This window comes from Burkholderia sp. MBR-1 (genome assembly GCF_013822785.1).
GTDB lineage: Bacteria > Pseudomonadota > Gammaproteobacteria > Burkholderiales > Burkholderiaceae > Burkholderia > Burkholderia vietnamiensis.
This window is the reverse complement of sequence record NZ_CP053610.1, coordinates 514,793-538,059: the sequence shown is the minus strand read 5'-3', so window position 1 is coordinate 538,059 and position 23,267 is coordinate 514,793. Positions and strand designations below refer to the sequence as shown.

General features: G+C 67.8%; 20 protein-coding genes and 4 pseudogenes. 13 read left to right on the top strand and 11 right to left on the bottom strand.

Annotated features, from left to right (window positions below; all coding sequences use genetic code 11):
* Positions 1-11: 11 nt before the first annotated feature.
* The 7 genes from MBR110_RS17275 (at position 12) to MBR110_RS17245 (ending at position 10,766) form a co-directional block, all read left to right on the top strand.
* A complete protein-coding gene (locus MBR110_RS17275) occupies positions 12-776 on the top strand; it encodes a hypothetical protein (protein WP_059734816.1) in 765 nt (254 codons plus the stop codon).
* Positions 777-878: 102 nt separating this feature from the next.
* Positions 879-3,728 (top strand): poly-beta-1,6 N-acetyl-D-glucosamine export porin PgaA, encoded by a 2,850-nt coding sequence (pgaA, locus tag MBR110_RS17270; RefSeq protein WP_181709438.1) that lies wholly within the window; start codon positions 879-881, stop codon positions 3,726-3,728.
* A gap of 15 nt (positions 3,729-3,743) precedes the next feature.
* Positions 3,744-5,837: a poly-beta-1,6-N-acetyl-D-glucosamine N-deacetylase PgaB gene (gene pgaB, locus MBR110_RS17265; RefSeq protein ID WP_181709437.1), complete on the top strand. Its 2,094-nt coding sequence runs from the start codon at positions 3,744-3,746 to the stop codon at positions 5,835-5,837.
* Entirely contained in the window at positions 5,834-7,105 is a 1,272-nt protein-coding gene (gene pgaC, locus MBR110_RS17260; RefSeq protein WP_011881951.1) for a poly-beta-1,6-N-acetyl-D-glucosamine synthase, read from the top strand. Before pgaB ends, pgaC begins: the two co-directional genes overlap by 4 nt.
* Positions 7,083-7,571: a Biofilm PGA synthesis auxiliary protein PgaD gene (locus MBR110_RS17255; protein ID WP_181709436.1), complete on the top strand. Its 489-nt coding sequence runs from the start codon at positions 7,083-7,085 to the stop codon at positions 7,569-7,571. The genes pgaC and MBR110_RS17255 overlap by 23 nt, the downstream gene beginning before the upstream one ends.
* Positions 7,572-7,662: 91 nt before the next feature.
* On the top strand, positions 7,663-9,486 hold the full coding sequence (gene glmS, locus MBR110_RS17250) for a glutamine--fructose-6-phosphate transaminase (isomerizing) (RefSeq protein WP_176315549.1): 1,824 nt from the start codon (positions 7,663-7,665) through the stop codon (positions 9,484-9,486).
* Positions 9,486-10,766 carry a hypothetical protein gene (locus tag MBR110_RS17245; protein WP_408913048.1) on the top strand — a complete coding sequence of 427 codons (1,281 nt, stop codon included), beginning with the start codon at positions 9,486-9,488 and terminating at the stop codon, positions 10,764-10,766. Before glmS ends, MBR110_RS17245 begins: the two co-directional genes overlap by 1 nt.
* A 46-nt stretch (positions 10,767-10,812) precedes the next feature.
* Here the strand turns inward: MBR110_RS17245 and MBR110_RS17240 are convergent, their stop codons facing one another.
* Complete coding sequence (locus tag MBR110_RS17240) at positions 10,813-10,926, bottom strand: DUF3626 domain-containing protein (protein WP_131929019.1); 114 nt, start codon at positions 10,924-10,926, stop codon at positions 10,813-10,815.
* 325 nt (positions 10,927-11,251) lie between these two features.
* Between MBR110_RS17240 and MBR110_RS17235 the strand changes: the two genes are divergently transcribed.
* Positions 11,252-12,088 (top strand): c-type cytochrome, encoded by an 837-nt coding sequence (locus tag MBR110_RS17235; RefSeq protein WP_059889125.1) that lies wholly within the window; start codon positions 11,252-11,254, stop codon positions 12,086-12,088.
* A gap of 9 nt (positions 12,089-12,097) precedes the next feature.
* Here the strand turns inward: MBR110_RS17235 and MBR110_RS32150 are convergent.
* Positions 12,098-12,320 (bottom strand): annotated as a pseudogene (locus MBR110_RS32150) (Zn-dependent hydrolase); the annotation flags it as partial.
* A gap of 111 nt (positions 12,321-12,431) precedes the next feature.
* Here MBR110_RS32150 and MBR110_RS17230 point away from each other — a divergent pair.
* From MBR110_RS17230 to ahpF, 5 genes are all read left to right on the top strand, one after another.
* Positions 12,432-12,650: a hypothetical protein gene (locus MBR110_RS17230; protein ID WP_011881946.1), complete on the top strand. Its 219-nt coding sequence runs from the start codon at positions 12,432-12,434 to the stop codon at positions 12,648-12,650.
* Positions 12,644-12,820: a hypothetical protein gene (locus MBR110_RS17225; protein WP_014725102.1), complete on the top strand. Its 177-nt coding sequence runs from the start codon at positions 12,644-12,646 to the stop codon at positions 12,818-12,820. The genes MBR110_RS17230 and MBR110_RS17225 overlap by 7 nt, the downstream gene beginning before the upstream one ends.
* Positions 12,814-13,179: a type II toxin-antitoxin system VapC family toxin gene (locus MBR110_RS17220; RefSeq protein ID WP_014725103.1), complete on the top strand. Its 366-nt coding sequence runs from the start codon at positions 12,814-12,816 to the stop codon at positions 13,177-13,179. The genes MBR110_RS17225 and MBR110_RS17220 overlap by 7 nt, the downstream gene beginning before the upstream one ends.
* Before the next feature lie 555 nt (positions 13,180-13,734).
* Positions 13,735-14,298: an alkyl hydroperoxide reductase subunit C gene (gene ahpC, locus MBR110_RS17215; RefSeq protein ID WP_011881944.1), complete on the top strand. Its 564-nt coding sequence runs from the start codon at positions 13,735-13,737 to the stop codon at positions 14,296-14,298.
* A 118-nt stretch (positions 14,299-14,416) separates the two neighbouring features.
* The gene (gene ahpF, locus MBR110_RS17210; protein WP_181709434.1) at positions 14,417-16,015 is read left to right on the top strand and encodes an alkyl hydroperoxide reductase subunit F; all 1,599 of its coding nucleotides are present in this window, start codon (positions 14,417-14,419) and stop codon (positions 16,013-16,015) included.
* 113 nt (positions 16,016-16,128) lie between these two features.
* Here the strand turns inward: ahpF and MBR110_RS17205 are convergent, their stop codons facing one another.
* The 9 genes and pseudogenes from MBR110_RS17205 to MBR110_RS17165 form a co-directional block, all read right to left on the bottom strand.
* A complete protein-coding gene (locus MBR110_RS17205; protein ID WP_176326941.1) occupies positions 16,129-16,944 on the bottom strand; it encodes an extensin in 816 nt (271 codons plus the stop codon).
* A gap of 167 nt (positions 16,945-17,111) precedes the next feature.
* Positions 17,112-18,011, bottom strand: a complete 900-nt coding sequence (gene lpxO, locus MBR110_RS17200; protein ID WP_011881941.1) for a lipid A hydroxylase LpxO — start codon at positions 18,009-18,011, stop codon at positions 17,112-17,114.
* 209 nt (positions 18,012-18,220) lie between these two features.
* Positions 18,221-18,775: a carboxymuconolactone decarboxylase family protein gene (locus MBR110_RS17195; RefSeq protein ID WP_011881940.1), complete on the bottom strand. Its 555-nt coding sequence runs from the start codon at positions 18,773-18,775 to the stop codon at positions 18,221-18,223.
* 25 nt (positions 18,776-18,800) lie between these two features.
* Complete coding sequence (locus MBR110_RS17190) at positions 18,801-20,135, bottom strand: aspartate aminotransferase family protein (protein WP_059459889.1); 1,335 nt, start codon at positions 20,133-20,135, stop codon at positions 18,801-18,803.
* A 15-nt stretch (positions 20,136-20,150) separates the two neighbouring features.
* Positions 20,151-20,447, bottom strand: a pseudogene (locus MBR110_RS17185) (peptidase C45); the annotation flags it as partial.
* Positions 20,440-20,982 (bottom strand): annotated as a pseudogene (locus tag MBR110_RS17180) (ATP-binding cassette domain-containing protein); the annotation flags it as partial. The pseudogenes MBR110_RS17185 and MBR110_RS17180, both read right to left, overlap by 8 nt.
* Positions 20,979-21,476 carry an ABC transporter permease subunit gene (locus MBR110_RS17175; protein WP_175464241.1) on the bottom strand — a complete coding sequence of 166 codons (498 nt, stop codon included), beginning with the start codon at positions 21,474-21,476 and terminating at the stop codon, positions 20,979-20,981. The gene MBR110_RS17175 and the pseudogene MBR110_RS17180, both read right to left, overlap by 4 nt.
* A gap of 9 nt (positions 21,477-21,485) precedes the next feature.
* Positions 21,486-22,222 (bottom strand): annotated as a pseudogene (gene glnH / locus MBR110_RS17170) (glutamine ABC transporter substrate-binding protein GlnH).
* A gap of 612 nt (positions 22,223-22,834) precedes the next feature.
* Positions 22,835-23,206, bottom strand: coding sequence for an MAPEG family protein (locus MBR110_RS17165; protein WP_011881935.1), 372 nt, complete (start codon positions 23,204-23,206; stop codon positions 22,835-22,837).
* Positions 23,207-23,267 lie beyond the last annotated feature (61 nt).

The window sequence follows — 23,267 nt, the reverse complement described above, 5'->3', positions numbered from 1 at the left end:
AGGAGCATCGAATGACTCGTGGAGAACGACCGGGCGACTCCCCCGCCGGGCCACCGAAACCCTCGTGGGGCCCCGGCAGGAATGCGGCGCTCAGCGTCGTGGCGTTTGCCGCGATCTTCGGCGCGTTTGCGCTCGTCGAGCGCAACCCGGGCCGCGGCCACGCAAGCATCGCCCGCGACGTGGCGGGCGAGATCGGCACGGCCGTCGGCAGGTATCGCAACGCATTCGTCGCCGCGTCGGCACCGGTCGGCGCCGCATCGACGGCCGCGCTGTCGGCGTCGCTCATCCCGCCTGCATCGGCCGCGGACGCGAAAGCGCCCGCCGCACCGCAAGCGGACGCCGGTTCCGCCGCGAAACCGCCGCGCGGTACGGACCCGCGGCACGCGGCGCTCGCGACGAGCCCGCACGACACATCGGGCGGCGCGCGCGTAACGGACACGGGCGACACGCACCGGACGTCGCGTTCGCCAGCGCCGGGACACACGCGCAGGCACCGCGCGGCTGCGTCGCAACTGCGGCCCCCACCGCAACAGCAGCTTCCTGCGCAGCCGCCCGCGCCGGCGCAGTCGTATCTGACCGACGCGGCCCGGATGGAGACCACCAACGTCACGCACGACGAGCTCGCAAGCGCTCGTGCGCTGGCAAGAGCGCGCCGGTGCGCGCAGCTCGACCAGTGGCAATGCGTCGAGCAAAACGCGAGCCGTGCGCTCGCCATCGATCCGACGAATAGCGAATCGCGTGCGCTGCTTGGGCAAGCGATACGCAATCGTCTGTAGACGGTCCACGGCCGGCGGGCATGGCCGCCCGCCCGCGCGATCGCGGCGACGTGCGTCGCCGGGCGCGCAACGGTCGTGACCGATTCGGACAGAGGAGACATCGTGGCCAGCAATCGCCAGCAACAATGCACGTCCGTCGCGCCGCCCAACCGGCGGATCCTGCTGCATGCGCCCCTGCTGTTGCTGCTCGTCGCGTCGGGCTCGTGTCTGGCCGGCGAAGGCGATGCGTCAGCTCTCGGCGCGCGCGAAATCGCCGAGGCCGACGCCGGCGGCGGGCGCGATGCGCTGCCGCCCGATATGCAGCCGGCCGGTACGACGGTGCAAGTCGTGCAGGTGGCCGACGCCGAGCCGCCCACGGCGCCGACCCCGATCGCCCGGGCCTCCGATGCATCGATGCAGGTCGCGCAGGCGCGGCAGGCGTCGCGCCTGCAAGCGTCGGCGAGGCCGACCACGGTCGTCGTCGAGCCGGATACGTCGCCGCCAAGCGAACCGCGTGCGGTCGAGCCGGCGCTGGCCGCTCCGGTTCGGTCGATGGACGCGGTCGGCACGTCGGACGCCGCCTCCGCGGACACGATGCCGGACACGACGCCGGCCGCTGAGCATACGCCGGATGGATCGCTGCACAGTTCGCCGGGTGCGGCTGAGTCGATGTCGTCGGTGTCGGTGTCGGCCTCGTCGCCGTCCTCGGTGTCCTCGGTGTCCTCGGTATCCGCGATGTCGTCGCCACCTTCACCACCCGCTACACCGCCGACGCGCACGCCTACTGCGCCGCCTACATCCGCGTTCGCCCTGCCCCAACCGCCCACACCAGCGCAGCCCACGCCGGCCATGCCGCAACTGCTAGCCCAGGCCGCGCCCCCCGCTGCACCGACCCGAACCGCCCCGGCATCCGCCCCGCCGCTGCCGGACGCGCCCACCCTGCGGCCGCCCGGCGCGCAACCGTCCACGCTCGACGCGCCGAACTCGCAATCGCCCGGCGCCCAGCTCCCCGGCGATACGCCGCAGCGCTCGCAAGGCCCCGACGTCGAGGCGCCGAACGCGCAGGCGCCGAACCTGCGAACCGCCGACGTCGCCACCGTGCGCAACGACGTATTCGGCCTCGCGGCGAGCGGCGGCGCGGTCAAGGCGCTCGAGGAAGCGAAGGCACGGCCCGACGCATTCTCGGCGGTCGACGTCGCGCAGCTGGAGGAACTGTCGATACGCCAGCAGGTACGCGGCGGCCGCGACAAGTCGCGCTCGATGACGAGCGCCGACCGCTTCGACGGGATCGACGACGCGCTGCGCGCCGCCGACGATCTCGACCAGCGGATGCCGCCGACCCCCGAGTATTCGCCGGTCCGCACCGCGCTCGCCGGCGACCGCACGATCGCGCATGCGGCACGCGGCGACATGAAAACGGCCGTCGCGACGTTCGAGACGATCCCGTCCAACGCGGAGATCTCGATCGACGCGCTCGCGGCCGTCGGCGATGCCTACCTGTACCTGAGCGAACCGGCCAAGGCGCACGCCGTATACGAGCGTGCGCTGAAACAGGCCACCGCATCGCCGACGGACCGCGCGACCCGCGGCTTCCAGTACGGCGCCCGCACGCGCGCGATCGAACTGCGCGAAGGGCTGTTCTGGTCGTACGTCGACCAGGGCCGCGCGGCCGACGCCCGAAAAGTGCTCGACGACATGCGCACGTCGCTGCCGCCCGCGAAGGAGGTACGCAACTACGGCCCGGAAGAAAGCGATTATTTGCGCTACTACCGGCTGCGCGCGCAATACCTGATCGTCACGGGGCACGTCGACGAAGGGATCGCCGCGCTCGAACAGCTCGAGAAGGAGGTGCCGTTCAATGCGGAAATCCGCGCGGCGCACGCCGACGCGGTGTCGGGCCAGTCGCATCCGCGCCAGGCGATCTCGATGTACCGCGCCTCGCTGACCGATCATCCGGACAGCGTCGAGATGCTCGCCGGTCTCGGCCGCGCGGCGCTCGCGGCCGACGACTACGCGAGCGCGAAATACGCCGATCAGACGCTCGGCAACACGTTCCCCGACAGCGGCGCCGTGCGCGGCTTCAAGCGCGACTACAACGCCTATCGCAGCCCCGTGTTCACGACGGAACTGAGCTACGAACACGGCAACAGCGCACTGGCCGACAACAGCTTCACGTCGGACAGCTTTCTGTACTCCCAGCCGTTCGGCGACAACTGGCGCGTGTTCTCGCACACGTTCTTCGGCTACGCGCAGACCGATGCCGGCAGGATCAGCCGCGCGCGCACCGGCGTCGGCGGCGACTACCGGCACGGGCCGCTGACCGTGCAGGCAGAAGTCACGCGCTCGCTCGGCACCGATGGCCGAACCGGCGGCCGCGGCACGATCGCCTACGCGCTGAACGACTACTGGACCGTGAGCGGCGCGCTCGACAGCAACGACAACTCGCTCCCGTGGAAGGCCTATGCGGCGCACATCTGGGGCCGCTCCGCGAACGTCGCGGTCGTGTATCGCCAGAACGATCGCCGCGAGGTCCGGCTCAGCTACGGCGTGAACCGCTACAGCGACTCGAACCTGCATCAGGAGATCGCGGCGAGCGCGACGCAGCGCGTGTACACGTCGGCCAACCAGCTCGTCAACGTGTCGCTCGATCTCGGCACCGACAGCAACACGCGCCAGGACGCACCGTACTTCAGCCCAGGCCGCGACTATGCGGCTGCCGTCACCGTGATGCACCAGCTGATGCTGTGGAAGAAGGGCGACATGGGATTGCAGCAGCGCGTGTCGGTGTCGGGCGGCATGTACAACGAGCGCGGTTTCGGCACGAGCGCGCTGTGGAGTGCGCGCATCGAACACGCGTGGACCTTCAAGCGCGACATCACGCTCAGCTACGGCATCGAGGTGAGCAGCCACGCGTACGACGGCCAGCGCGAGCGCTCCGAAACCGGCTTCCTGTCGGTCAACCTGCCGTTCTAGCAAGGAGATCGGACAATGCAATCGAGACGGACCTTCATGTGCGGATGCGTCGGCGCGTTTGCCGCCTGTTCGTTGTTCCCGGGCGTGACGGGGGCCAAAATGATCGACCTGCTGCCGCCGTCCGATCCGGCCGACGGCAAGACGTTCCGCGTGATCTGCCTGCATGACGTGCGCGACAACCTGATGGCGTCGTTCTCGTCCGCGTCGGCGATGGTCGACCCGTTCGCGGTCGACACCGGCACGCTGACGGCGATCTTCTCGTGGCTGCAGACCAACAACTATCACACCATCACGGTCCGCCAGATCGAGGAGTCGCGGCGCGGCGGCAAGCCGCTGCCGCCGCGTGCGGTGCTGCTCACGTTCGACGACGGCTACCGCAGCCACTACACCAAGGTGCTGCCGCTGCTCGAGCGCTTCCAATATCCGGCCGTGATGGGCATCGTCACCGCGTGGATCGACGCGCCGCCCGATCTGCCGATCCGCATCAGCGACAAGGTCCAGGTGCCGCGCGACTACTTCATGTCGTGGGACGAGGTGAAGCAGATCGGCCAGTCGCACCTCGTCGAGCTGGGCTGCCACACCCACAACCTTCATCACGGCGCGGTCGCGAACCCGCAAGGCAACGAGCTGCCGGCGACCACGTCGCATCTGTATCTCAAAGACGAGAAGCGCTATGAAACCGACGCCGAGTTCGAAGCACGCGTGCACGACGACCTGCAAACCTGCGTGCGGCAGATCCGCGAGCGCACCGGCATCGTCGCGCGCGCGATGGTGTGGCCGTACGGCGCGGAAAACCAGCCCGTGCGCAGGATTTCGACATCGCTCGGCATGGACATCCAGTTCAGCCTCGATGCCGGCCCGAACACGCCCGACGTGCCGTTGGACCGGCTGAGGCGGATCCTGATGATGTACGACGTCGACATCGGCGGGTTCGAGCGCTCGATGCGCGAGCCGGCGTCGAACCGCGGCGACGTCGACGTGCCCGAGCGCATCGTGCAGGTCGATCTCGATCAGGTCTACGATCCGGACCCGGCGCGCCAGGAAGCCAATCTCGGCAAGCTGATCGAGCGCATCTACCGGATGCAGCCGAAGTCGGTCTACCTGCAGGCCTATGCGGACCCGAAGGGCACGGGCGTCGCCGAAGCCGTGTATTTCCCGAACCGCCATCTGCCGATGCGCGCCGACCTGTTCTCGCGCGCCGCGTGGCAGCTCAACACGCGCTCGAACGTGCAGGTGTACGCGTGGATGCCGGTGATCGCGTTCCGGCCGCCGCCCGACAAGCTGCGCGGGCTCGCGGCCGTCACCGCATACGGCGGCGCGCCGGCGCGCGAGAACGGCACGCGCGTGTTCCGGCTGAGCCCGTTCGATCCGGATGCGCGACTGATGATCGAGCAGATCTACGAGGATCTCAGCAAGCACGCGTCGTTCAGCGGCATCCTGTTCAGCGACGACGCCGTGCTCGACGATTACGAGGACGCAGGCCGGCATGCGCTGCACACCTATTCGCTGTGGGGACTGCCGGCCGATGTCGGCAAGATCCGCGAGAGCCCCGACCTGATGAAGCGCTGGACCCGCCAGAAATCGCGCTACCTGATCGACCTGACGCGGCAGCTCGAACAGATCGTGCTCGCCTATCAGAACGTCGGCGACGTGCTGACCGCGCGCAACCTGTTCGCGCTGCCGGTGATCAAGCCCGAGTCCGAGGCTTGGTACGCGCAGAACTACGACGACTTTCTCGCGACCTACGACTACGTCGCATTGATGGCGATGCCGTACATGGAGCAGGCGAGCGACCCGGAGCGCTGGCTGGACCAGCTCGTGCGCACGGTGCGCGCGAAGCAGCGCGGGCTGCAGCGCACCGTATTCGAACTGCAGTCGTACGACTGGCATGCGCGCAAGGAAGTGTCGGCCGGCACGCTGCTCGCGCAGATGCGGCGCTTGCGCAGCGAGGGCGCGGTGAACTTCGGCTACTACCCCGACAACTTCCTCAACGGCCAGCCCGAGCTCGACGCGATGCGCGACGTGATGTCGCTGAAGTCGCGCCTCGACCCGACATCGATCAACGCGCTGATGCAGATGCAGAACGCGCAGAGGACCCGGACGCCATGACCAGCCACAGCCTCATCCAGCGCGTGCAGGACTTCGTGTTCTACTACCCTTTCTTCATGTCGTATCTGTGGATGATCGGCGGCGTCGTTCACTACTTCCTGCTCGAGGAAGGCCGCACGCTCGGCACGCGCGCGATCGCGGCGAGCGGCATTCCGAAGGTCTCGATCGTCGTGCCGTGCTTCAACGAGGCCGCGAACGCGCGCAGCGTGATCCGCCACCTCGATGCGATGGATTATCCGAACTACGACGTCATCGCGGTCAACGACGGCAGCAAGGACCGCACCGGCGAGATCCTCAACGAACTGGCCGTCGAGATTCCGCGCCTGCTCGTGATTCACCACGCGCGCAACGAAGGCAAGGCGGTCGGACTCACCACCGCCGCAGCGGTATCGAACGCCGAGTATCTGCTGTGCATCGACGGCGACGCGCTGCTCGCGCACGACGCGATCGGCTGGATGCTCGAGCATTTCGTGACCGATCCGGGCGTCGGCGCGGTCACCGGCAACCCGCGCATCCGCACGCGCACGTCGCTGCTCGGCCGCATGCAGGTCGGCGAATTCTCGTCGATCGTCGGGCTGATCAAGCGCACGCAGCAGGTGTACGGCCGCATCTTCACAGTGTCGGGCGTGATCACGATGTTCCGCAAGACCGCGCTCGCCGACGTCGGCTACTGGAGCTCGGACATGCTGACCGAGGACATCGACATCAGCTGGAAGCTGCAGTGCCGCGACTGGCGCGTGGTCTACGAGCCGCATGCGCTCAGCTGGATCCTGATGCCCGAGACGCTGAAAGGACTGTACCGACAGCGGCTGCGCTGGGCGAAGGGCGGCATTCAGGTACTGCTCAAGTACGCGGGCACGCTCGCGCGGCCGACCCAGATGATGATGTGGCCGCTGTTCGCGGAGTATCTGATCGGCATCGCATGGGCATACGCGATGTCGTTCATCCTGCTGCTCGCGCTGATCGACGTGGTGTACCCGCTCCCGGCGAACTGGCATGTGTCCGTGGTGCCGCACTGGCACGGGATGCTGCTGGTCGCAACCTGCATCCTGCAGCTGATCATCGGCAGCATGATCGATCGTCGTTACGACGAAAAACTCCTGATGTACTTCCTTGACACCATCTGGTACCCCGTGGCGTTCTGGCTGATCAGCATGATCACCACCGTCGTCGCGTTGCCCGCCGTCGTACTGCGGGGCCGCGGCAAGCGCGCCGTGTGGGTCAGTCCCGACCGAGGCATTCAACATGAAGAACGCGCCGATTATTGACCTTTCCCTGCGTGCGCCGCACGAGATGATCGCGGAGCGCGGCACGCTCGTCGGCCCCGTGCTGGTCGCATGGTTCCGCCTCGTGCGGCCCGCGCTGGTGGGCGGGGTCTGGGCATCGATCTGCATCTATACGTACCGCTATCTGCTGCCGTTCAACGAGGCCGAGATGCCGATCGAGCAGATCGTGTTCTATGTGACGAGCATCGCGCTGATCGCCGGCACCATCGTCACGTGGCTGATCGCGGGGCGCGTCGTGCATCCGCTCGCGTACCGGCTGCGCGTATCGAAGATGCTGCGGCGCTCGGCCAGCGCGCAGGCGCGCTCGGTGCCCGCGCACGCGCTGGCCGGCGCACGCCGCCACGGCGCGCGGCGCACGACGCGCATTCTGGTCGCGTCCCACGACGCGAACGGCTCGATCGCCGGCATCGAATGGATCTCGCACGCGGGGCCGCAGCCCCGCGAGTAGGTCGGCGTGCGCGTCCGTCCGCGCGCGGCGCATCGTTCGCTTTGCGCCGCGCGCCGGGCGGCAACTTCCCGTTCTGTAGACGAGGTGAATCATGTGCGGAATCGTCGGAGCAAGCGGCCTGAACAATCAGGTGCCGCAACTGGTCAAGGCGCTGAGCCGGCTCGAGTATCGCGGCTACGATTCGTGCGGCATCGCCGTGCTGCGCGACGGCCGCCTGCGCAGCGAACGCACGCTGCGGCGCGTGGCCGACCTGCAGGACCGCGTGCTGACGCTCGGCCTCGAAGGGCAGACCGGCATCGCGCACACGCGCTGGGCGACGCATGGCGCGCCGTCGGAAATGAACGCGCACCCGATCATGTCGGGCGACACGATCGCGGTCGTACACAACGGCATCATCGAGAACCACGACACGCTGCGCGCCGAGCTTCGGCAGCGCGGCTACATGTTCCGCGGCGAGACCGACACCGAGGTGATCGCGCATCTGATCCACAGCGTGTATCGCGACGATCTGCTCGACGCGGTGAGGCGCGCGGTCAAGCGGCTGCACGGCGCCTATGCGATCGCGGTGCTGAGCGCCTGCGAGCCGCAGCGGCTGGTGGCCGCGCGCGCCGGCTCGCCGCTCGTGATCGGCATCGGCGCGGACCAGAACTATCTGGCGTCCGACTGCGCGGCGCTCGGCGAGCTGACCGACCGCTTCGTCTACCTCGAAGACGGCGACGTCGCGCTGATCACGCCCGAGCGCATCGCCGTGGTCGATTCGATCGGCAGCGACGCGCAGCGTCCGCTGTGCGTGGTCCGGGCGCGCGACCACGACGCGGCGCTCGGACCGTATCGTCACTTCATGCAGAAGGAGATCTTCGAGCAGCCGAAGGCGATCGCCGCCACGCTCGACGGCGTCGACACCGTGTCGCCCGCGCTGTTCGGCGACGACGAAACCGCGCGCGCGCTGCTGTCGAAAACGCGCAGCGTGCTGCTGCTCGGCTGCGGCACGAGCTACTACGCGGGCCTCACCGCGAAGTACTGGCTGGAGAGCATCGCGGGCATCCGCGCGCAGGTCGAGATCGCCAGCGAGTACCGTTATCGCGAGACCGTGCCCGATCCGCACACGCTGGTCGTGGGCATTTCGCAGTCGGGCGAAACGGCAGACACGATCGGCGCGATCGAGTATGCACGCGCGATGGGCCAGCATCTGTCGATGGCGATCTGCAACGTCGCGACCAGCTCGATCGCGCGCACCGCCCCGCTCTGCTTCCTCACGCGCGCGGGCATCGAGCTCGGCGTCGCGTCGACCAAGGCGTTCACGACGCAACTCGTCGCGCTGTTCCTGCTGACGCTGACGCTCGCGCGGCAACGCGGCCGGCTCGACGACGCGCAGGTCGCGCTGCACCTGAACGGGCTGCGCGCGCTGCCGGCGCGCATCGGCCACGCGCTCGCGCTCGAAACGCAGATCATGGGCTGGGCCGCGAAGTTCGCGCGCGCCGACCACGCGCTGTTCCTCGGGCGCGGCATGCACTATCCGATCGCGCTCGAAGGCGCGCTGAAGCTGAAGGAGGTGTCGTACGTCCACGCTGAAGGCTATCCGGCCGGCGAGCTGAAGCACGGGCCGCTCGCCCTGGTGACGAGTGCGATGCCGGTCGTCACGATCGCGCCGGACGACCGCCTGTTCCAGAAGCTGAAATCGAACATGGCGGAGGTGCGCGCACGCGGCGGCCGGTTGTACGTGCTCGCCGGCCAGCATCTGGGGATCGACGCCGACCGCGACACGCACGTGATCCGCGTGCGCGAATCGGGCGATGCGCTGTCGCCGATCGTCAACGTGATCGCGCTGCAGCTGCTCGCGTACCACGTCGGCTGCGCGCGCGGCGCCGACGTCGACAAGCCGCGCAATCTCGCGAAATCGGTGACCGTCGAATGATGGGGCGGCCGGCCGTCGTCGCGCATGCGGGCGGGCGCGGCGCTCGCGCGCGGCTCGGGGCGGCGCTGTGCGGCGTCTGCTGGGCTGCCGCGGTCCCGTCGCTCGCGTGTGCAGGCACCTCGGCCGTGCATACCGTCACCGTGCAGGAACGCGCCGCGCCGCAGGACGACGGCGACCCGCGGCGCTTCATGCACGGGGTCGGCGTGGCCGACGCCGGCGGCGGGCGACGCTGGGTGTTCTTCAGCAGCTCGGGCATCGCGCCGCGCGGCGCACTGCGCAGCGGCAACTGGCCGCACGACGTGTACGTCGGCGAATGGCTTCCCGGCAAGCCGCGCATGCTGCGCGTCCATACGTTCATCAGCCGACCGGAGGCGCAGGAGCCCGTGTCGATCGCGCAGAACCCGCGCGGCGACATCTTCGTCACGTTCGAGGACGGCTGGAATACGCCGCAGGTGGTCAGCCAGCGCTACGGCATCTATCGGCGCGACCTGAAACCGGTCAAGCCCTATCCGAACGACGTCGAGTCGGGCGGACATTCGGGCCATGTCGCCGCGGTCGGCGAACGCTTCGTCGTGTTCTATTCCACCGATTGGATCGACGGCGGCGGCGTCGACAATCTCGGCACCGGCAACGGCGTCTATGTGAAAACCTACGATGCCGAAGGACGCGTGCTGAACCACGTGCCGGTCGCGCCGCATCGCCGCGAATGGTGGCCGCTGGTCGCGGGCTCGCCGCGCCGCGCGCTGCTGGTCTGGCAGAAGTACATCGCCGGCAGCACCGACGCGACGCTCGAATACGCGATGTTCGATCCGGTCACCGCGAAGCTCGACAAGCTCGGCACGCTGAGCGACGCGATCCAGTACTACGTGTACTCGTCGGCCTACGTGCCGGCGATCGACCGCTTCGTCGTCGTGACGACGACGGCCGACGAGCGCGGCGTCGCGATGCTGATCGATCCGGACGGGCGCCGCGTCGCGACGCTCGACTGTCTGCCGGCGTCGGTGCGGGAGTCGGGGATCGGCATCGACGGCGCACACGCGTACGTGCCGACCCGCGACGGCCGGCTGCTGACATTGGCGCTGTCGCCGACCGGCATGACCGTAAGCGGCGTGCAGCGCTCGCCGGTGCCGTGGGGGGCGACCGGCATCGTCGGATTCCCGGCGCGCGCCGCCGCGATGCATTTCGTGTCGCTGACACCGACCGGCGTACGCGAAGCCGACTTCGACACGGCGCGCGAGACGCCATTGCCGAACGCGGACGCGCAGTGTGCGCGCCGCTGACCATCAAGGTGCGGCGAGCGCCCGCGCGCACATCGTGGCTGCGCGTTCAGCGCTCGTTGCTCGTCACGGTTTCGAATTGCGAGCGATAGACGCCTTCGCGAACGATGCGCTCGAGCGTTGAGACGCCGCCCAGCAGCGTGTCCGGATGGAAATTCGGCATGACGGGAAATTCCGGGCCGACGCCAGTTGGCTGGCCACGATCGTCGGATATGGGCAAAGCGTACGGTCTGCGACAGTGTCCATGCCGATGGTCCGGTAGCGTCGGCGCGGCCGACTGTATCGCGATGTCCGCGATGCCGTGAAGGAGGCAGCGCACCGCACCGCGCATGTTTCGGTGCCCGATGCTATATCGCGCGCACGCTGCACGCCGCGCGTTCCGAAGTCGCCAACGCCGCGCGCACCGGCTAGACTGTCGCCCGATCCCATTCACCGGCCAGCGCCCCTGCAGTTTTCTCGCGGCCGGAACACCCTCGTACGGAGAACGAATGCTGACGCGCCGGTGGTTTTCGCTGTTGTTGCTGCTCGCGTGCGCGTTCGCCACGCACGCATCCGCACAGTCCACGCTCGAACTCGACACCGGCGGCGCGCCGCGCGTGCTGACGCGCGACGCCTTGCTCGCGCGCGCCGATGCGACCGAGCTGCACGTGCCGCACGACATCGCGTACGGGCGGCCGATGACGTTCCGTGCGGTGCCGTTCGCAGCGCTGCTCGGCGATGCGCCGCTGCCGGCGGACGGCGTGCTCGAAACGCGCGCGGCGGACGGCTTCGCCGCTCAGCTGCCGCTCGATCTGGTGCGCCGTCGTGCGCCGGCCGGCGCCGTTGCATGGCTCGCGATCGAGGACCCGGCGCGGCCGTGGCCGAAGCTGCCGGGCAAGCAGGTCAGCGCCGGCCCGTTCTATCTGGTGTGGTCGGGGCCGGACGCGGCGTCGGTGCGCGGCGAGCAGTGGCCGTATCAGATCGTGCGCATCACGATCCAGTCGTCGCCGCTCGCGCGCTGGCCGTCGCTCGCGGTCGATCCCGCGTTGCCGGCGAACGCGCCGGCCCGCGCCGGGCAGCGGCTGTTCGTCACGCTGTGTCTCGCCTGCCACCGCATCGACGGCGCCGGCAGCAGCCAGGCCGGCCCCGATCTGAACACGCCGATGAATCCGGTCGACTACTTCCAGCCGGCCGCGCTGCGCCGCTACATCCGCGATCCGGCCTCGGTGCGCGACTGGCCGGGCCGCGTGATGCCGGCGTTCCCGCCCGAGCAGCTGAGCGACCGGGAACTCGACCAGATCGTCGCTTACCTGACGTACGTCGCGCGGCGCAAGGCCGGCAAGTAAGTCGCGGCGCTCACGGGCGCTTCGCGGCACCGCTTGCAGCAGCACGTTGGCGCCGGCCGTCGACCATTCCGGCGTGATCGCGTCGGCCTCGTTTGGGCCGAGACCGTCGACGCACGGCACGCGCGGCATGGCACGCGTCGTGGCCTGCGCCCGACACGATGTCCAGGTGCGACAAGCCGAACGCCTGCGCCGCGTCGCGCACCGCGCCGATGTGGCGCGCATACGACATCGGGGCCTTCAGCACACGCAGATGTTGTCGTAGCGGCCGCGCGTCGGCGATGCCCCAGCTTGCGGACGTCACTCGATGTATATATGATACGCATATCATATATCGGAGAATGCCATGAGCCGCATCCTGATCGATCTGTCGAATGGCCAGCTCGACGAGCTGGCCGCCATCGTCGACACTGAGCAACGCCCTCGCGCCGCGATCATTCGCGATGCAATCGATGCGTATATCGCACAACACAAGCGATCGCATGCCGATATCGTGTTCGGCCTGTGGAAGGACCGCGCCGTCGACGGGCTCACCTATCAGGAGGCACTGCGTTCAGAATGGTAAAAGCGATCATCGACACCCGTTACGTCACCGCATGCCGGAGCCGCCGGCTTGCGGCCGACGCTCGTCCCGCACGGCTTCGGCCGCCGCATGCCGGCACCGTGTTCGGTCTCTGGAAAACGCGCGCGCTCGACGGGCTCGCGTATCAACAGGCGTTGCGCGCGGAATGGTGAATGCCCTCTTCGACACCAACATCCTGATCGACTATCTCGGCGGCGTGGAAGCCGCGCGCGAGGAACTCGCCCGCTACGAGTCGCGCGCGATCAGCGTGGTGACCTGGATGGAAGTCCTGGTCGGCGCAACGGCAAGCGACGACGCAGCGATCCGCACGTGGCTGTCGTCGTTCGACATCATTCCGCTCGACGGCGCGGTGGCGAATCGCGCGGTCGCGATTCGCCAGGCGCGCCGCATTCGGTTGCCCGATGCGATCGTGTGGGCTTCCGCGCAAGTGAACGGCCTGCTGCTCGTATCGCGCAACACGAAGGATTTTCCCGTCACCGAACCGGGCATCCGGGCGCCCTATCAGTTGTAGCGCAGGCGGCGGCGGGGCGAATGTCTGCCCCGTCCTGCCCTGCCAGTCGCTGCCCCCTGACGGCAGCCGCGCGACCGTATAGGCCAAGCGTCGCACGCCGGTCCGTGCGTGCCGACGTTCGACGTACTCGATACGCTTCATGCGCTCGACGACGCCCCGACACGCACAACACGCTCGAACTGACCGCCGCATCGCGCAACCGCGCCACCGCCCAACGGCACATGCAAAGCACCCGGCATTTCCATACATCACGTGGCCGCGGTGCCGATATCGCACCGGCCTCGTGCCCAGCGACCATCGACCGACCGCAGCGCCCCAGGCGATGCATCGAGCTTCCTCGCGTTCGGCCACGGCGCACGCGCCGCACGCAATGCCGCCCCTCCGAGCCTCACTCCGCCTCACGGATCCAAAGCCCCGCCCACGCCCGTTCGAAACCGCGCCGCAACCAGATAGAAATTCCCGATGCAGCGGATTAAAACAAGCAATTTCACAAGGCAAGGGTGAACCCCGATACTGAGCACACTTCATCAACACCACCGCAAAGGAACGCTCAAGATGCCGATCATCAACACCCAAATCAAACCGTTCAAGGCAACCGCATACCACAACGGCGATTTCGTGCCCGTGACCGAAGAGAACTTCAAGGGCAAGTGGTCCGTCGTCGTGTTCTACCCGGCCGACTTCACGTTCGTGTGCCCGACCGAACTGGGCGATCTGGCCGACCGCTACGCCGAATTCCAGAAACTGGGTGTCGAAATCTACGGCGTGTCGACCGATACGCACTTCACGCACAAGGCATGGCACGACACGTCGGAGACGATCGGCAAGATCAAGTACCCGATGATCGGCGACCCGACGCTCACGCTGTCGCGCAACTTCGACGTGCTGATCGAGGAAGAAGGGATGGCGCTGCGCGGCACGTTCGTGATCAACCCGGAAGGCGAGATCAAGCTGTGCGAAATCCATGACAACGGCATCGGCCGCGACGCCGGCGAACTGCTGCGCAAGGTGCAGGCCGCGCAATACATCGCCGCACATCCGGGCGAAGTGTGCCCGGCAAAGTGGACGCCGGGCGCGGAAACGCTGACCCCGTCGCTGGACCTGATCGGCAAGATCTGACGATCGCCCCGCGCGCGCCGCACGGCGCGCGCCACGCCACCGCGGGTCGGCTCTCGCCGCCCGCCCTCCTCGGCACCTCGTGCCCGAGCAGCCACATCAATACGGAATTCAGAACGCCATGCTCGACGCCAATCTCAAGAATCAACTGAAAGCGTACCTCGAAAAGATCACCCGCCCGATCGAACTCGTCGCCTCGCTCGACGACGGTGCGAAATCTCGGGAACTGCTTGCGCTGCTGCACGAGATTGCGTCGCTGACGTCGCGCGTGACCGTCATCGAGCGCCGCGACGATGCCGAGCGCAAGCCGTCGTTCTCGATCGGCGAACCCGGCAAGCCGGCCGGCATCCGCTTCGCCGGCATTCCGATGGGCCACGAATTCACGTCGCTCGTCCTCGCGCTGCTGCAGACCGGCGGCCATCCGATCAAGCTCGACGACGACGTGATCGAACAGATTCGCGCGCTCGACGGCGACTTCGCGTTCGAAACGTATTTCTCGCTGTCATGCCAGAACTGCCCGGAAGTCGTGCAGGCGCTGAACGTGATGGCACTGATCAACCCGCGCATCCGCCACGTCGCGATCGACGGCGCGCTGTTCCAGGATGAAGTCGACGCGCGCCAGATCATGGCCGTCCCGACGATCTTCCTGAACGGCGCAACGTTCGGCCAGGGCCGCAGCAGCGTGAAGGAAATCCTCGCGAAGCTCGACACCGGCGCGAGCGCACGCGCCGCCAAGTCGCTCGAAAACAAGCCGGTGTTCGACACGCTGGTCGTCGGCGGCGGCCCGGCCGGCGCGGCCGCGGCGATCTACTCGGCGCGCAAGGGCATCGCGACGGGCGTCGTCGCCGAGCGCTTCGGCGGCCAGGTGCTCGACACGATGGCCATCGAAAACTTCGTGTCGGTGCAGGAAACCGAAGGGCCGAAGTTCGCGGCCGCGCTCGAGCAGCACGTGAAGCAGTACGACGTCGACATCATGGACGTGCAGCGCGCCGAGGCGCTGATCCCCGGCGACGTGCATCAGATCCGCCTCGCGAACGGCGCGGTGCTGAAGGCGAAGACGATCGTTCTCGCGACCGGTGCGCGCTGGCGCGAAATCAACGTGCCGGGCGAGCGCGAGTACCGCAACCGCGGCGTCGCCTACTGCCCGCACTGCGACGGCCCGCTGTTCAAGGGCAAGCGTGTCGCGGTGGTCGGCGGCGGCAACTCCGGCGTCGAGGCGGCGATCGACCTCGCCGGCATCGTGAAGGAAGTCACGCTGCTCGAATACGGCGCACAACTGCGCGCCGACGAGGTGCTGCAACGCAAGCTGCGCAGCCTGCCGAACGTCACGATCGTCACGCAAGCGCAGACGACCGAGCTGACCGGCGACGGCAACAAGCTGAACACGCTCGTCTACAAGGATCTGCAGTCGGGCGAAACGAAACGTATCGCGCTCGAAGGCGTGTTCGTGCAGATCGGCCTCGTGCCGAACACCGAATGGCTGAAAGGGACGGTCGAGCTGTCGAAGCACGGCGAGATCGTCGTCGACGCCCGCGGGGGGACGTCGGTGCCCGGCGTGTTCGCCGCCGGCGACGTGACGACGGTTCCGTTCAAGCAGATCGTGATCGCAGTCGGCGAAGGTGCGAAGGCATCGCTCGGCGCGTTCGATCACCTGATCCGGCAGGACGCGACGCCGGTCACGACCGCCGCGCCGCAGCCCGCCGAAGCACTCGCCGCGTAACGCGTAACGCGCGACGCGCGCACCGATTCGTCTCTCTTGGCCCCGCATGCTCTGGTCGGCGTGCGGGGCCCTTTTTTATCCGGCGTCGCGCCGCGCGAGCGCGCTGCCGCTCGTCACGGGGCGACAGGCGCGCCGTTCGTCGACGCGGGCGTCGTCCTGATGGTGCTCGATTGCCGCACCAACTGCTCGGTCATCGCGGCGGCAACCGGGTTCGAGCCGGCGGCCGCATGCGGTTGCGCGAGGCCCGGCGTCGCCACGTATTGCGGCGGCGGCAACGACGGATCGAGCTTGGCGGACTCGCGCACCAGCGCGGCGGTTTCAGGTGTTTCGGCGCGCTGCGCCGGCTGCGCCGTTGCCGCGTGGCGCTCGAGGCCGTCGCGGGTGCGTGCGGCATGGCGGCTCGGCTGGCTCGGTTGCTTGCCAGACCGAGGCGCTTGCGCGGCGTCAACCGGTGCAGCGGGTTGCGCCGCGCGAGTCGGCTGAACCGGTTGAATCGTCTGCGGCGCTGCCTGCGGCAGCTGCGCGGATTTCGCATTCGTCGGGGTCGAATCGGCCGGCTCGACCGCGACCACGTGGACGGCGGGCGGCGGTGCAGCCGGCTTCGGCGCCGGCACGGCAGCGACGGGCGCGGCCGGCGCAAGTTGCGCGACCGCCGCAGACGCCGGCACCGAACGGTCACGTGCGGCCGCTTGTTGCGGCAGCGCCTCATCTACATGCGCGGAAGGAGCGGCATCGGGCGCGGGCGGCGCGATCGCGCCCTGCGCGGTGCGGCCGTCGGCTGGGGCCGTAGCAGCCGGTGCGGCTGCGTCGCCGATGCCGGCCTCTGCGATCGCGCGGTGGTCCGCACGCAGCAGCATTACGTAGCCGGCGCCCGCGGCCGCGACCAGCAGCCCACCGGCGATCCACAATGTCTTTCGGGTACTCGTCATGCTTGCTCACCGATCGTGTCGACGTGAACAAGCCATGATACCCGCGCGTCGGCGCGCGATCCCGCGCGAATACATTTGGTTGCATTGACGCGCAGCCGGCCCACCATGCAGCGCGGCTCCGCGATCGTCAGCCCGCCCGAACCGCCCCGCTGCCGCCCGTCATGCGATCAGACCCAGAATATCGCGACCGCGATCCCGCCGAACAACGCCCACTTGACGATGTAGTACACGGTCCGGTTCCACGCCTTCAGCCGCTTGCCCACGCGCCGAATCGCATACAGATACTTGAACGCGTGATTGAGGCCGCCCGTGCGGTCGCCGGTTTCGTTCGGCGACGCGGCCGCGCGCATCAGCAGCTGCCCGAACGCGTCGTTGACGCGCTGCGCCCAGCGGTATTTCATCGGCCGGTCGATGTCGCAGAACAGGATCACGCGATCGTGCTCGGTGCGGTTCTCGGCCCAATGCAGATAGGTTTCGTCGAACATCACGGCCTCGCCGTCGCGCCATGCATACGACTCGCCGTCGACGACGATCCGGCACGCCGCGTCGTTCGGCGTGTCGAGCCCGAGGTGATAGCGCAGCGACCCCGCATACGGATCGCGATGCAGGCCGAGCTTCCCGCCCGGCGGCAACTGCGCGAACATCGCGGCCTTGATCGACGGAATCCGCGACAGGATCTCGACCGTGCGCGGACACAACGCCTGCGCGGACGGATGCGGCGCGTCGTACCACTTCAGGTAGAAGCGTTTCCAGCCGTTGCGAAAGAACGAATTGAAACCGATGTCGTTGTACTCGGCCGACGCCTTGATCCGGCTCGAATCGCGCAGCGCGAGCGCTTCGTCGCGGAAGGTGCGCCATTCGCGCTGCAGCACCGCGAGTTCAGGAAAGTGGCCGATCTCGATGAACGGCGTGGTCGGCACCGACGAGAACGCATACGAAAAGCAGTTCAGCGGCGCGGTGAAGGTCGAGTGATCGGATAGTTGCCTGAACAACCGATGCCGAACCTTGCCGCGCCGATGCGTGTGGACCACACACGCAATGAACACGATCAACAGGACCCAGCGCATCGATATTTCCCCCGTAAGTTCTTTGCAGAAATTTTAGGGAAGGGGAAAAATTCATGCACTGAAGCGCACGCGAAACGACGCGCGCAATCCACGCGCGACCACGATGCCGGCCGCCCGCTCTCACATCGCCGAAAAGCCCGTGCCGACGGGCTTTTCGGCGCCATCGCAACGCATGCGCGCGATGCCGGCCGCACCGGCGCACCCGGCGATTATTCCGAAAACGGCAAATCAGTTTGTCCGTCTGCGCGCATACCGAACGTGTTGAGCGTCATCGCGACCAGCGCGTAATAGCCGAGCAGCGCGACCAGATTGACGACCGTCTCGTGGCCGAAGCGCGCGCGTGCGCGCGCGAACGTCGCGTCGCTCACGCGCTGCGTGTCGTAGAGCTCGGTCGCGAACGCATGGATCAGCGCATCGTCGTCCGATTCGAACGCCGGCTTCACGCCGCGCCGGATCGCGTCGGCCGTTGCGGCCGGCACGCCGGCTTCGAGCGCGATCGGATGATGGATGTGCCACTCGGCTTGCGAGCGCCAGCGCGCGGCGGTCACGAGGATCGCCAGCTCCGACAGCCGCAGCGGCAAGCCGGTGCGATAGCGGCAGAACGCGCCGAGCCGCTGCGCATGCTGCGCCAGCTCGGGGCTCGCGATCCAGCCGACGAACGGGCCGTTCAGGTTGCCGCGCGGGCCGCCGAGGATTTCGGCCAGCACGGCCTTCTGCTCGTCGCTCGCCGATGCCGGATCGAACGGAGGCAATCTGTCTGTCATCGCAACCTCTCCAGGGGTTCGGGATTCACGCGCCGGCCGATGCCAGCGCCGCACCGATCGCGCCGGACAGCCGTTCGACGATCGTGTCGATCTGCTGCGCGGTGCAGATGAACGGCGGCGCGACGAGAATGTGATCGCCGTGCACGCCATCGATCGTACCGCCCATCGGATACACCATCAGCCCGCGCTGCATCGCCTCGCGCTTGACCGCCGCATGCAGCTTCAGCTTGGGATCGAACGGTGCCTTGCTGTCTCGATCGCGCACCAGCTCGACGCCGACGAACAGCCCGCGCCCGCGCACGTCGCCGACGTGCGGATGCGCAGCGTAGTGCTCGCGCAGCGACGCGCGCAGCTGCTCGCCGCGCGCCTTCACGTTGTCGAGCAGCTTCTCGTCGGCAATCACGCGCTGCACTTCGAGCGCGGCCGCGCACGCGGTGGCATGGCCGAGATACGTGTGACCGTGCTGGAAGAAGCCGGAGCCGTCGACGATCGTCCGATAGATGCGATCGCTCACCAGCGTCGCACCGATCGGCTGGTAGCCGGCGCCGAGCCCTTTCGCGATCGTCAGCAGGTCGGGCGCGACATCGTCTTCGTCGCAGGCGAACAGGTAGCCGGTGCGGCCCATCCCCGACATGATTTCGTCGAGGATCAGCAGCACGCCGTACTTGTCGCAGACCGCGCGAATCTTCTTCAGGTAAGTGCGTACCGGCGGCACCGCGCCGGCGGTCGCGCCGACCACCGTTTCGGCAACGAACGCCGCGACGTTCTCCGCGCCGAGTGCGACGATCTTCTGCTCGAGCTCGTCGGCGAGGCGCTGCGCATACGCTTCGTCGGTCTCGCCCGCCGCCTGGTCGCGATACGCATAGCACGGGCTCACGTGATGCGCTTCGATCAACAGCGGCAGGAACGGCTCGCGCCGCCATGCGTTGCCGCCGATCGCGAGCGCGCCCAGCGTGTTGCCGTGATAGCTCTGGCGGCGCGCGATGAAGTGGCGGCGCTGCGGCTCGCCCTTCTCGACGAAATACTGGCGCGCGAGCTTCAGCGCGGCCTCGATCGCCTCGGAGCCGCCCGACACGAAATACACGTGCTCGAGCCCTGCCGGTGCGGCCTCGACGAGCCGGTCGGCCAGCTCCTCGGCCACGTCGGTCGTGAAGAACGACGTATGCGCGTACGGCAGCTGCTGCACCTGCCGCTTGATCGCGTCGATCACGCGCTGGTTGCTGTGGCCGAGACACGACACGGCCGCGCCGCCGCACGCGTCGATATAGCGTTTGCCGGTCGAATCGATGATCTCGATGCCGTCGCCTGCGACGGCGACGGGCAAGGTGGCGCGCGGAGCGCGATGAAAAACGGTCGTCATGCGTTGCCTCATGGATCAGGACGCGCGGGGCGCGTGCCCGGACGGCACGATGCGCGTCGCGAAGCGCTGCGTGCCGTGTTGATGGATCGTGAAGTCGATCGCGGTGTCGCGGATCTCGAACACCGCGGTCGCCAGCGTGTTTTCGTCGTCCGGGTCGTCCGGGTCGTCCGGGTCGGCCGGATCGTCGCGATAGATCGGCAGCCCTTCCGGTGCGCGGTCGCCGAGCGCACGCAGCAGCGCGGCTTCGTCAGGCACGTCGATGCCCGGCAGCAGCGCATCGACGCGCCGCCGACGGTCGCCGGACGATCTCGTGCGTGACGACGATCATCGTCATCCCTTCGGTCGCGAGATCCTGCATCGCCTTCAGCACTTCATGGCGCAATTCCGGATCGAGCACGGACGTCGGCTCGTCGAACCGCATCAGCCGCTGCCGCGGCCGGATCGCCAGCGCCCGCGCGATCGCGACGCGCTGCTGCTGGCCGCCCGACAGCTCCGACGGATAGTGATTCGCGCGCGATGCGCCGCGCACCTGGATCGGCCCGAACATCACGTTCTCGAGCGCGGTCATTTGCGGAAACAGGTTGAACTGCTGGAACACCATGCCACCTTCGAGCCGGATGTCGCGGATCGTCGTCGCGTTGCCGCGCACGCTCTGGCCGTCGACCAGCAGCTCGCCGCCGGTGATCTTCTCGAGCGCGTTGATACAGCGCAGCATCGTCGACTTGCCGGAGCCCGACGGGCCGACCACGACGACCACCTCGCCCGCGTCGATCTTCAGGTCGATGTTCTTCAGCACCGGCACGTGGCCGAAGCTCTTCGACACGTTCTGGAATTCGATCATGCTCATAAGATTTTCATCCGCTTTTCGACGAGCCGAAGCGTCAGCGTCATCACGCCGGTCAGTATCAGATAGATGACGGCCACCGCGAGCCCCGCTTCGGTCAACCCCTTCGGGATCGACAGCAGCGCGCCTCGCACCACTTCCGCGAGATACGCGCCCGAATTCACCGTGATCGCGGCCATCAGGCCGTCGATGCGGATATGCGCGAGCAGCGGCAACGCGAAGTACAGGAACATCACCTGTACGACGATCGGCGTGCCGCGGATCAGTTCAATATCAATCTGGGCGAGCATGTTCATCGCCTTCGGTCCGTATGCGCGGAACATGCCCGCGATCATCCCGACGACGAAACCGCCCACCAGCCCCACCAATGCGATGAACACCGTCAACCGAACCCCGTCCATCAGGTCCGGCAGCGCCGCCCAGATCGCCGACCAATCGAAATTCACGTGTCGCTCCCCGTTCGATTCAAGACCGGCGCGGCCGCCCGGCCGCGCCATCGTGTGGCGTCACGCCCACATCTTCGGCGGCTCGGCGCCGAACCACTTCTTGTAGATCAGCGCGTAGCGGCCGTCGGCCTTGATCTTCACGGGCGACGCGTTGACCTTCGGGAAGCCGATCCCGTACTGGTCGCCGCTGACGGGCTGGCCCGCGACCTTCACCTTGCCCTTGCCTTCGTTGTTCACGAAGAACGGCACGTTCGGCGTGTCGCGCATCGCCGCGTCGACGCGGCCTGCCTCGAGCGCGAGGTACGCCTGGTCGATGTTCGGGAACTGGCGGATTTCCTTCGGCTTCAGGTGTGCCTCGATCCAGTCGATCGTCGCGGTGCCCGTTTTCGCGGCGATCACCTTGCCGTTCAGGTCGTCGATCGACTTGATCGACGTATTGCCGGTCTGCACCATCGCCGCGAGCCCGCTGTCGTAGTACGGCGCGGAGAAGTCGATCGCCTTCTTGCGCTCCTCCTTGATGGTCATCCCCGACAGCGCGACGTCGATGTTCTGCGTCTGCAGCGCCGGAATCAGGCCCGCGAAATCCATCGGCTGGATCGTGTACTTCCAGCCCGGGTCCTTCGCGATCTCGGCCCACAGGTCGAGATCGAAGCCGACGTACTTGTCGCCCTGCTTGAACTCGAACGGCATGAACGACGTATCGGTACCGACGACGAGCGTCTTGGTGTCCGCGCGGGCGATGCTGGCGCCGAGCGCGGCAGCGACCGCACGGCTTTCAGGAAGGAACGGCGACTCATGACTTTTCTTCGCATGGTTGAGCGAGGTAACCGGCCGGCTGGCCGGGGAACGACGACATCAAGCCGCACCGCAACATGCGATGTTGAATTATACATTATAGCAACATGTGTTGTCAGTGTGGATACTACGACAACAAAAAAACGCGCAACGGAAAAATGTATCGAGACAAACCCGAGCCGGGGCAAGCGGGTTTGATCTGAGGAAAGGGGCGTCAGGGGTGCGGGGCGGGAGCGACCGGTCGGTCGGTGGCAATGGCGCGCCGTTGCGGAGCGTGGAAGTGCGAAAGTGCCGACGAGGCGATGTGGGCGAGCGCCGTTGCGGCGAACTCGTGTGTTGCCGTGGCGATCCGGGAATGGAGTGGACGACTGCGCATCCCGCGGAAGGAGCGAGCGAGGGACGCTGCCGCGGGCAGCGGGGCCGGACGCTTGGTGCGAAGCATCCCCTCTCACGCTGGGCCGGCGCGCGCCGGTCGCCGTCGACCGCGTTCGTGCCCAGCGAAGCCGGCGCGCCGCCGCTCAAGCGCGCGAAGGCCGTAGCGCCCGCATCCACAACGCATCCCATGACGCTCACGCGCGCGGCGCGGGCATCGCCGGCTCGTTACCTCATCGTCGTCACGGCGCGGCGAAGAACAGCGCGACGACGCAGGCCATCCCGGCGAACCACACGAGCGAGCGCAGCGCCGCCCAGTCCAGCACGTACATCAGCGCATACACGATGCGGATCGCGACGAACGCGATCGCGAGCTGGTCGACGTGATGCGCATTCGCGCCGTTGTGCCACGCGACGACGAGCCCGGCCGTAAACAGCGCGAGCGCTTCCCACGCGTTCTGGTGCGCGGCCTGCGCCCGCGCGCGCCAGCCTTCGAGCCGCGCGAGATACGCGCGCGGCGCATGGTTGTCGTAGCCCTTGCGGGCCTTCGCGAGAAACGTCATGGGGAACGGCAACAGCGCCACGATGAACAGGCACAGCTGGGACGTCGTCATCAAAGTCTCCTCCTTTATGATTACATTGGTCAATGACACGGTCTCCCAGAGCTTAGCATCG